Source organism: Brachybacterium sp. (assembly GCF_036379615.1).
GTDB lineage: Bacteria > Actinomycetota > Actinomycetes > Actinomycetales > Dermabacteraceae > Brachybacterium.
Window position 1 is genome coordinate 23,398 of the sequence record NZ_DASVGJ010000039.1, and the last position, 8,651, is coordinate 32,048.

8 protein-coding genes are annotated in these 8,651 nt (G+C 70.7%); 7 read left to right on the forward strand and 1 reads right to left on the reverse strand.

Going from position 1 to position 8,651, the window contains the following annotated elements:
* The first annotated feature begins 94 nt into the window (after nucleotides 1–94).
* The gene (locus VF289_RS07435) at nucleotides 95–784 is read left to right on the forward strand and encodes a GNAT family N-acetyltransferase (protein WP_330882645.1); all 690 of its coding nucleotides are present in this window, start codon (nucleotides 95–97) and stop codon (nucleotides 782–784) included.
* Between the two features lie 200 nt (nucleotides 785–984).
* Here the strand turns inward: VF289_RS07435 and VF289_RS07440 are convergent, their stop codons facing one another.
* Nucleotides 985–1,203, reverse strand: coding sequence for a DUF7455 domain-containing protein (locus VF289_RS07440; RefSeq protein WP_330882647.1), 219 nt, complete (start codon nucleotides 1,201–1,203; stop codon nucleotides 985–987).
* A gap of 174 nt (nucleotides 1,204–1,377) precedes the next feature.
* Here VF289_RS07440 and VF289_RS07445 point away from each other — a divergent pair, with 174 nt between their 5' ends.
* The 6 genes from VF289_RS07445 (at nucleotide 1,378) to VF289_RS07470 (ending at nucleotide 8,528) form a co-directional block, all read left to right on the forward strand.
* Nucleotides 1,378–3,495 carry a DNA topoisomerase IV subunit B gene (locus VF289_RS07445; RefSeq protein ID WP_330882649.1) on the forward strand — a complete coding sequence of 706 codons (2,118 nt, stop codon included), beginning with the start codon at nucleotides 1,378–1,380 and terminating at the stop codon, nucleotides 3,493–3,495.
* The gene (gene hisF / locus VF289_RS07450) at nucleotides 3,492–4,277 is read left to right on the forward strand and encodes an imidazole glycerol phosphate synthase subunit HisF (RefSeq protein ID WP_330882651.1); all 786 of its coding nucleotides are present in this window, start codon (nucleotides 3,492–3,494) and stop codon (nucleotides 4,275–4,277) included. The genes VF289_RS07445 and hisF overlap by 4 nt, the downstream gene beginning before the upstream one ends.
* Nucleotides 4,274–5,173: a metallophosphoesterase gene (locus VF289_RS07455; protein ID WP_330882653.1), complete on the forward strand. Its 900-nt coding sequence runs from the start codon at nucleotides 4,274–4,276 to the stop codon at nucleotides 5,171–5,173. Before hisF ends, VF289_RS07455 begins: the two co-directional genes overlap by 4 nt.
* 76 nt (nucleotides 5,174–5,249) lie before the next feature.
* Nucleotides 5,250–5,813 (forward strand): PadR family transcriptional regulator, encoded by a 564-nt coding sequence (locus tag VF289_RS07460; RefSeq protein WP_330882654.1) that lies wholly within the window; start codon nucleotides 5,250–5,252, stop codon nucleotides 5,811–5,813.
* 77 nt (nucleotides 5,814–5,890) lie between these two features.
* Complete coding sequence (locus tag VF289_RS07465) at nucleotides 5,891–6,592, forward strand: ABC transporter ATP-binding protein (RefSeq protein WP_330882656.1); 702 nt, start codon at nucleotides 5,891–5,893, stop codon at nucleotides 6,590–6,592.
* A 1-nt stretch (nucleotide 6,593) separates the two neighbouring features.
* On the forward strand, nucleotides 6,594–8,528 hold the full coding sequence (locus VF289_RS07470) for a hypothetical protein (RefSeq protein WP_330882658.1): 1,935 nt from the start codon (nucleotides 6,594–6,596) through the stop codon (nucleotides 8,526–8,528).
* The last annotated feature ends 123 nt before the right edge of the window (nucleotides 8,529–8,651 follow it).

Genomic DNA, 8,651 nt, shown 5'->3' on the forward strand with positions numbered 1-8,651 from the left:
GGACGTCCTGGCACGGCGACGGTCCACGGGCCCGGATTCTGCGGAATCCGGGCCCGTGCTCGGTCCCGGCCCCACGATCGAGCACTGTGACGGCATGGATGAGGACGGAGAAGCAATGATGAGCACCCGGGCGGAGCCCGGCAGGACGACGGACATGTCGACGGATACGCCGACTGACCCGTCGACGGACATGCCGACCGACGCGCCGACGGACATGCCGACCGACGCGCCGACGGACGCGACGGCCGGCGCTGCGAGAGGTGAGCCGCCTCTGCACATCCACCGCGTCCGTGCTGCGGACTGGGCCTCTCACCGCGAGCTGCGCCTGGCGATGCTGACCGCGGATCCGGACGCTTTCTGGGCCGACCTCGACGAAGCCCGTGCCCGCACCGAGCAGCAGTGGCGGGAGGAGGCCGCCGGACCCCGCGTGCACCTGCAGGCCCGTCGCGGCGACGAGGTGGTGGGCGGCATCGCCCTGCTGCCTGCCGGCTACACCCCGCAGCATCCGATCCCGGAGGACTGCGCCCACATCGTGTCCCTGTGGGTGCGGCCCGAGGCGCGCGGGAACGGCCTCTCCCGCCCGCTGTTCGGCGCCCTCGCGCGTCTCGCGATCGACCTGGGCCGCCCGGACCTGCGGCTGGACGTGGACGAGTCCAACCTCGCCGCCCAGCGGCTGTACGAGCGAATCGGCTTCGAGGCGACAGGTGCCCGGGACCCTCGCGAGGGACGCAGCACCGCCTGGGTCGAGTACGCGATCCGGGCCGAGCGTCTGCTGGAGAACTGACCGGCACCGGGCCGCACGTGCTCCGAGGCGCGGACCGCCGGGCGCTGCATCACGGGGACGGCGATGCGTGGGCGACGTCGCTGCAGGGCTGATGCTCCGGGGAGGACGGTGCGGGGAGAAGCGGGAGGGGACGACGAAGGGCGCCCACCCTCGGGTGGACGCCCTTCGTCTGGCGCCGGGACGCCGTGGCAGGTTCGGGTTCAGTCGTCGACGGGCTCCGGCTTGAGGTGGAGTCGCTCGGTCTCGTCGATGATCTCGGCGGCGATGTCCGTGAAGGCATCCTGGTGGGCGCGCGCGTGGTGCGCGCAGAACATCAGTTCGCCGCCGGCCTCGAGGAGCACCTTGACGTACGCCTGGGCGCCGCAGCGATCGCAGCGGTCGTGTGCCGTCAGCCGGGGGGCTTCGAGAGTCAGGTTCATGGAGTCATTTGTAGCATCGCCGACCGCTGCCGGGGCAGTGTCCGCACCCCTGGTTCGCTGGGGGCGCAACAGCGTGTGAGCGAGGCCGCGCACAGGGAGCAGGGCCGAGGCTGTGAGCGGGACGGCACCGCCCAATGCCGGGTTCTGCGGGCCGGGACCCGTAGGATCCGAGGGGTGTCCACCACCACCGCTGCGAAGAAGTCCGCCTACGACGCGCGCAACCTCCAGGTCCTCGAGGGCCTCGAGGCCGTGCGCAAGCGTCCCGGGATGTATATCGGCTCCACCGACTCCCGAGGCCTCATGCACTGCCTCTGGGAGATCCTCGACAACGCCGTGGACGAGGCGCTCGGCGGGCACGGCGACTCGATCGAGGTGATCCTCCATCCGGATCATTCGGTCGAGGTCCGGGACACCGGGCGCGGCGTCCCGGTGGACGTCGAGCCGCGCACCGGCCTGACCGGCGTCGAGGTCGTCTACACCAAGCTCCACGCGGGCGGGAAGTTCGGCGGCGGCTCGTACGCGGCCTCCGGCGGCCTCCACGGTGTCGGCGCGAGCGTGGTCAACGCCCTCTCGGGCCGTCTCGACGTCGAGGTGGACCGTGGCGGCAAGGTCTATGCGATGAGCTTCCAGCGCGGGACGCCGGGCACCTTCGCCGACGCCGACGGGCCGGACCCCGACTCGACGTTCACCCCGGCGGACGGCCCGGGGGAGCTGCGTGTGGTCGGCAAGGCGAAGCGCGGCGTGACCGGCACCCGGGTGCGCTACTGGGCGGACCCGCAGATCTTCGTCAAGGGCTCCCACTTCTCGCTCGACGACCTCACCCGGCGCTCCCGGCAGACCGCCTTCCTGGTCCCCGGCCTGCAGCTCTCGGTCACCGACCATCGGCCCGAGGCCTCCCCGGACCAGCCCGCGACCCGCACCTACAAGTACGACGGCGGCATCAGCGAGTTCGTCGAGTACCTCGCTCAGGACCAGAAGATCACCGATGTGATCCGTCTGCAGGGCACCGGCGACTACACCGAGACCATCCCCGTGCTCGATGCGAAGGGCCACATGGTCTCCACCGAGGTGGAGCGCTCCTGCGAGGTCGACATCGCCCTGCGCTGGGGCGCGGACTTCGACTCCACCCTGCGCTCCTTCGTGAACATCGTCGCCACGCCCAAGGGCGGTACCCATATCACCGGCTTCGAGCAGGCGATGGTCAAGACCGTGCGCAAGCAGGTCGAGAACAACGCCCGCCGCGTCAAGTTCAACGCGAAGAACGAGAAGATCGAGAAGGACGACACGCTCGCGGGGCTCACCGCGGTGGTCAGCGTGCGCATCGACGAGCCGCAGTTCGAGGGCCAGACCAAGGAGGTCCTCGGCACTCCCGCGATCCGGGCGATCGTCGCCAAGGTCGTCGAGGAGCGGCTGACGGAGTTCCTCACCTCCACCAAGAAGGAGGAGAAGGAGCAGGCCAACCTGGTCATCGACAAGGTGGTCTCGGAGATGCGCGCCCGCATCGCCGCCCGCATGCACAAGGAGGTCTCGCGCCGCAAGAACGCGCTGGAGTCCTCGACCATGCCCACCAAGCTCGCCGACTGCCGCACCCATGATGTGGAGCGCTCCGAGCTGTTCATCGTCGAGGGCGACAGCGCGCTGGGCACCGCGAAGAACGCCCGCTCCTCCGAGTATCAGGCGCTGCTGCCGATCCGCGGCAAGATCCTGAACACGCAGAAGGCGTCCGTCACGGACATGCTGAAGAACACGGAGTGCGCGGCGATCATCCAGGTCATCGGCGCCGGTTCCGGGCGCACCTTCGACCTGGACGCCGCCCGCTACGGCAAGATCATCATGATGACCGACGCCGATGTCGACGGTGCCCATATCCGCACCCTGCTGCTGACCCTGTTCCATCGCTATATGCGGCCCCTGGTCGAGGCGGGCCGCGTCTACGCCGCGGTGCCACCGCTGCACCGGGTGGAGATCGTCCACGGCGGCAAGAAGAAGAACGAGCTGGTCTACACCTATTCCGAGGCGGAGCTGAACAAGCTGCTGAAGAACCTCGAGCGCCGCGGCAAGCGCTACAAGGAGCCGATCCAGCGCTACAAGGGCCTGGGGGAGATGGATGCCGACCAGCTCGCCGATACCACCATGGATCCGGGCCACCGCACCCTGCGCCGGGTGCGGATCGAGGATGCCGAGGCCGCCAGCGCCGTCTTCGAGCTGCTGATGGGTTCGGAGGTCGCCCCGCGCAAGCAGTTCATCATCGAGGGCGCCGAGGAGCTCGACCTGGAGAGGATCGACGCATGAGCCTCGCCGTCCGTGTGATCCCCTGCCTCGACGTCGATGCGGGACGCGTCGTCAAGGGCGTGAACTTCAAGGATCTCCGCGATGCCGGTGACCCCGTGGAGCTCGCCGCCCGCTATGGCGCCGAAGGGGCCGACGAACTGACCTTCCTCGATGTCACCGCCTCCTCCGGCGGCCGGGACACCATGATCGACGTGGTGCGTCGCACTGCCGAGCAGATCTTCATCCCGCTGACCGTCGGCGGCGGGGTGCGCTCCGTGACGGACGTCGACCAGCTGCTGCGCGCGGGCGCCGATAAGTGCGGAGTGAACACGGCCGCGATCGCCCGCCCCGAGGTGATCTCCGAGATCTCCCGCCGATTCGGCAACCAGGTTCTCGTGCTCTCGATCGACGCCCGACGCGTCACCGAGGAGACCCCCGAGGGCACGGCCCGCAGCGGGTCGGGCTTCGAGGTCACCACCCACGGCGGACGACGGGGCACCGGCATCGACGCGATCGCCTGGATCCGTGAGGTCACCGAGCGGGGCGCGGGCGAGATCCTGCTGAACTCGATGGATGCCGACGGCACCGAGCAGGGCTTCGATCTCGAGCTGATCCGCCTCGCCCGCGAGGCGACGAGCCTGCCGCTGATCGCCTCCGGCGGTGCCGGGACGCCCGATGACTTCGCGCCCGCGGTCCATGCCGGCGCCGACGCGGTGCTCGCCGCGAGCGTGTTCCACTTCCAGCAGATGACGATCGCGGAGGCGAAGGCGGCCATGGCCGCCGAGGGTCTTCCCGTGCGGTGAGCGCTCCGCTCTCGGTCGCTCCGCGGGGCGGCCACGCCGCCGCTCCGCTCCGTTCCCGACTGGCCCGGGCGGCGCTCGTGGGCATCCTCGTGCTGCTGCTCGGCGCCGGCTGGCTGCTGTGGGACAACCGTCGCCTGGACCTCACCCAGTACGACGTCCCTCTCGCCTCCCTGCCCGCCGCGGCCGACGGCCTCCGGATCGCGCAGGTCTCCGATCTGCACGCCGCGGACTTCGGCTCCTTCCAGGACAGGCTGATCTCCGGCGTGGAGTCGGGGCAGCCCGACCTCATCGCGCTCACCGGCGACCTCATCGACCACCGCACCGCGGATATCTCGGGCGTGCTCGACGTGGCCGAGCGGCTCTGGGCGATCGCCCCGACGTACATGGTGCTGGGCAATCATGAGGCGGATTCTCCTCGTCAGAGCGCGTTGCTGACCGGTCTCGAGGAGCGGGGTGTGGTGGTGCTGCGGGACGAGTCGACGACAGTGCAGGTGGCCGGCGCCGTTGTGACGCTCATCGGGCTCGACGATCCTCGCGTGCGGGCCGCCGCCGGGCTGTCTGCGCGGGACCCGGCTGCGCTGCTCTCCGCGCTCTCCCCGCAGGAGTCCGCCCTCACGATCCTGCTCGCCCACCGCCCCGAGCTGTTCGAGAGGTATCTGGGCGAGGGGATCGACCTGGTCCTGTCCGGGCACGCGCACGGCGGCCAGGTGCGCGTGCCGGGGATCGGCGGCCTGTACGCACCGCACCAGGGCTGGCTGCCGGAGCTCAGTGAAGGCGTGCACGAGCGCCAGGGCACCACGATGGTGATCAGCCGTGGGCTCGGCAACAGCATCGCCGGGGTGCGGGTGAACGACCCCCGCGAGCTCGTGCTGATCGACCTGCGCCGGGCGGGCTGAGTCGGGGAGGCGCCGAGGCCGGCGTGATCCTGTCAGTCTATTCTCTCTTGGTATACCCACCGTGTATTGTCGGCGCATGAGCACCGCACATGCCCTGCTGGGACTGCTGGATCGGTCGCCGGCCTACGGGTACTCCCTCAAGCACGACTATGACGAGCTGCTCAGCCCGGACAGACCGCTCGCCTTCGGGCAGGTCTACTCCTCCCTGGCTCGTTTCGAGCGGCAGGGATGGGCCGAGATCCTCACCGTCGAGAGCGGTTCCGGGCCGGAGCGCAAGCTCTACGGCATCACCTCGGACGGAGTGGCAGAGCTCGACAGCTGGATCACCACGCCTCAGACCACCGGTGCTTTCGCGGCCTCCACCCTGTTCGTCAGGATCTCGATCGCCCTGCTCTCCGGGAGGGACGCTCAGGAGGTCCTCGTCGCACAGCGGCGCAGTCACATGGAACGCATGCGTGAGCTGACCTCCCGGCGCCGCGGCGCCGAGCCGGCAGTGCTCCTCCATCTCGACTACGAGCTTGCCCATCTCGATGCCGACCTCCGCTGGATCCAGGAAGCAGACCAGCGGCTCGAGGCCCTGCGCGAGCAGTGGAAGACCGTCGATCCTCGCCGGTCCGATGAGGAGGGAGTCCGACGATGACCGCCGCGTCAGCACGCCGCGGGCACGATGTCGCCGATCCGAGCGGGAGACTCCGAGGATCCTCAGGTGACAGGCTCGTGGACGAGACGGACGGCTCCGGCGTGAGCCGCCCCGAGGCGTCCCATGTCGTCGACCTGCACAGTGTTCGGGTCGCCTACGGTGAGGAACCCGCGCTGCGCGGGATCGACCTGCAGATCACCGCAGGGGAGCAGATCGCTGTGATGGGGCCGTCGGGCTGCGGGAAGTCGACCCTGCTGCACGTGCTCGCTGGAGTGCTGGAGGCAGACGACGGCACGCTGTGCGTGCTCGGGGAGGATCTCGGCGCACTGCGGGAGAAGGACCGCGCCCAGCTCCGACTCGCGCGCATGGGCATGGTGTTCCAGTTCGGCGACCTGATCGGCGAGCTGACACTGCGCGAGAACCTCGCCCTCCCTCTCCAACTGCTCGGCGGGAAGCCGGCGAGGATCGGGCCCGAGGTCGAGTCGATGCTCGACCGGCTCGATCTGGGAGACGTCGCGGACCGCCGCGCCGCCCAGGTCTCGGGCGGTCAGGCGCAGCGCGCCGCCGTCGGCCGCGCGCTGATCCATCAGCCCGCACTGCTGCTCGCCGACGAGCCCACCGGCGCGCTGGACACCGTCGCCGCGGACACGGTGATGGAGGCGCTGATGGACACCGTCACCGAGCAGGGCACGACCCTCGTGGTCGTCACCCACGACAACCGCGTCGCCGCGCACCTGGACCGACTGGTGAGCATGCGCGACGGGGAGCTGGTGGGCTGAGATGCTGCCCTCCCTGCGCCTCGGGCTCACCCTCGCGCTGCGCGCCACCGATCACGGACGTTTCCGCGCCGGGAGCGCTCTGCTGGTGACTCTGAGCGGTTGCCTGCTGCTGGTCGTGGTGCTGTCGCTGCTCGACGCGGCCCGCCCCCGCAGCCTCGCGCCCGGGATCGTCATGTCGGAGGTTGCGGGGATGATCCTGCCCGGCATCGTGGCCCTCGCGATCAGTCTGCCCGTGCTGGCCGCCGCGACCGCGACCGGGCGCATGTCCGAGCTGAGCCGCTCCCGACGCGGGGCGCGGCTGCAGCTGCTCGGCATGCGCCGCCGGGATCAAATGCTGGTGGGGGTGGGCGAGTCCCTGCCTCCTGCTCTCCTCGGTGCGGTGGCTGGCCACGGGATCGGTGCGCTCCTCGTGCCCCAGGTCGGGCGGGCACTACTCGGGATGGCGACTGTGCCGAGCGCCGTCCCGGCGGCGTCCCTCGTCGCGCTCGCGGTGCCGCTGTGCCTGGTCGCCGGGAGCGCGCTGCCGTCCCGCGGCTCCCGCGCAGGGGATCTCGCCAGAGCCCGGGGCGAGGTGTCCCGGCGACCCGGGCTCTGGCGTGTTGCGGTCCTGGTGCTCGGCGTGGTGATGCTGGTGCTCGGCTGGAGCCTGCAGAGCGTCTCGAACCCGGTGCTCACCGTGCTCTTCCTCGGCGGCGCGGGGCTGGCCGCGCTGGGCAGCGTCCTCCTGCCCGCTGTGCTGGTGCGAGGAGGCGCCGATCTTCTCCTTCTGCGGCGCGCCCCGGCGACGGTCGTGGCGGGCAGGCGGCTGCAGTCCCAGCCCGCCGTCCTGGGAAGGGTTCTGAGCGCACTGGTGATCGGCGTGGTGGTGACCACCGCCGCGCAGGGACTGATCAGCGTCCTCTCAGCAGCGCCGATCTATCAGGCCGGCCTGCACTACCGGAACGTCGAGGCTGTCGCGGAGACTCCCACGCTCTCCAGCCCGGTCTCCGTCGCCGAGCTGGAGGGTGCTCTCGCGAGCATCGACGGGGTGCGAGAGGTCACGTACAGCAGCCGAGGGTTCGTCGCCGACCCTGGGGTCCCTCCGGGGGAGCATGCGTTCAGCGCGCTGGTCTCGACCTGCGAGGATCTCCAGATCCTGCGACCTGAGGTGGCGGGATGCCGGGACGATCGAGCGGCCTGGATCCCGGCGACGTCGGAGCTCGGCCAGGGGACCCCTCCGCAGGGGGCCGTGGAGCTGTACGGAACCGTCTACGACGAGAGCACAGGAGGGTTCGGGGACCCCGTGCTGGCGCTCGAGGTCGCGGAGACGGACCTCTCCCGGGTGCACGGTCTTCCCGCGTGGCAGGATACGGAACCCGCTGCAACCCTGTTCGTCCCGCGGGCGATGGTCACGGAGGCGCAGATCTGGCAGCTGGGCGGACGAGAGGCGAGGATCACTGCGGATCCCCGCCCCGATCTCCCGGCAGAACTGCAGGCGCAGGGCATCGACGCCCACATCGGCTGGACGGCGGAGGATTTCGCCCCCTATCAGGCGACGATCGACGCAATCCGCCTGCTGAACCTCGTGGTCCTCGCCGTCGGACTGGGGGCGTTCCTGCTCGGGACCGCCGATCTGGCGATGGGGCGCCGCGAGGAGCATGCCCGTCTCCGCCTGCTCGGCACCCCCGTGGGAGTGCTGCGCCGTGCGCACTGGATCGAGGTCATGCTGCCGCTGGCGGTCGGCGGGGGAGCGGCGCTCGCCATCGGGCATCTGGTGGCGGTCGCCTTCGTGGAAACCGGGAACCGGGGTATGGAGCCGGCGCTGATGACGCATGTCGGCCTCGCGAGCCTCACCGGGCCGGCGCTCGCCGTCGGCTGCGGCGCCGTGGCGATCGCCCTGCTGACCTCAGTCGGGATCGGGGCACGGCTCCGGCCGGATCACTTCCGACGGGCCTGAGCGGTGCCGGCGGCAGGCGGTCGGAGCACCGCTCCCTGACGTGGGACGGTGCCCGGACGCGACACGGCCCGTCCGGAACAGGTCCGGACGGGCCGAGGGTCGCGTAGCGCTCTCCTGAGTGAG

Excerpts from the sequence above, each read along its gene's own strand:
- VF289_RS07435 (WP_330882645.1), top strand. The coding sequence starts at position 95 with ATGGATGAGGACGGAGAAGCAATGATGAGCACCCGGGCGGAGCCCGGC.
- VF289_RS07440 (WP_330882647.1), bottom strand. The coding sequence starts at position 1,203 with ATGAACCTGACTCTCGAAGCCCCCCGGCTGACGGCACACGACCGCTGC.
- hisF (WP_330882651.1), top strand. The coding sequence starts at position 3,492 with ATGAGCCTCGCCGTCCGTGTGATCCCCTGCCTCGACGTCGATGCGGGA.
- VF289_RS07460 (WP_330882654.1), top strand. The coding sequence starts at position 5,250 with ATGAGCACCGCACATGCCCTGCTGGGACTGCTGGATCGGTCGCCGGCC.
- VF289_RS07470 (WP_330882658.1), top strand. The coding sequence starts at position 6,594 with ATGCTGCCCTCCCTGCGCCTCGGGCTCACCCTCGCGCTGCGCGCCACC.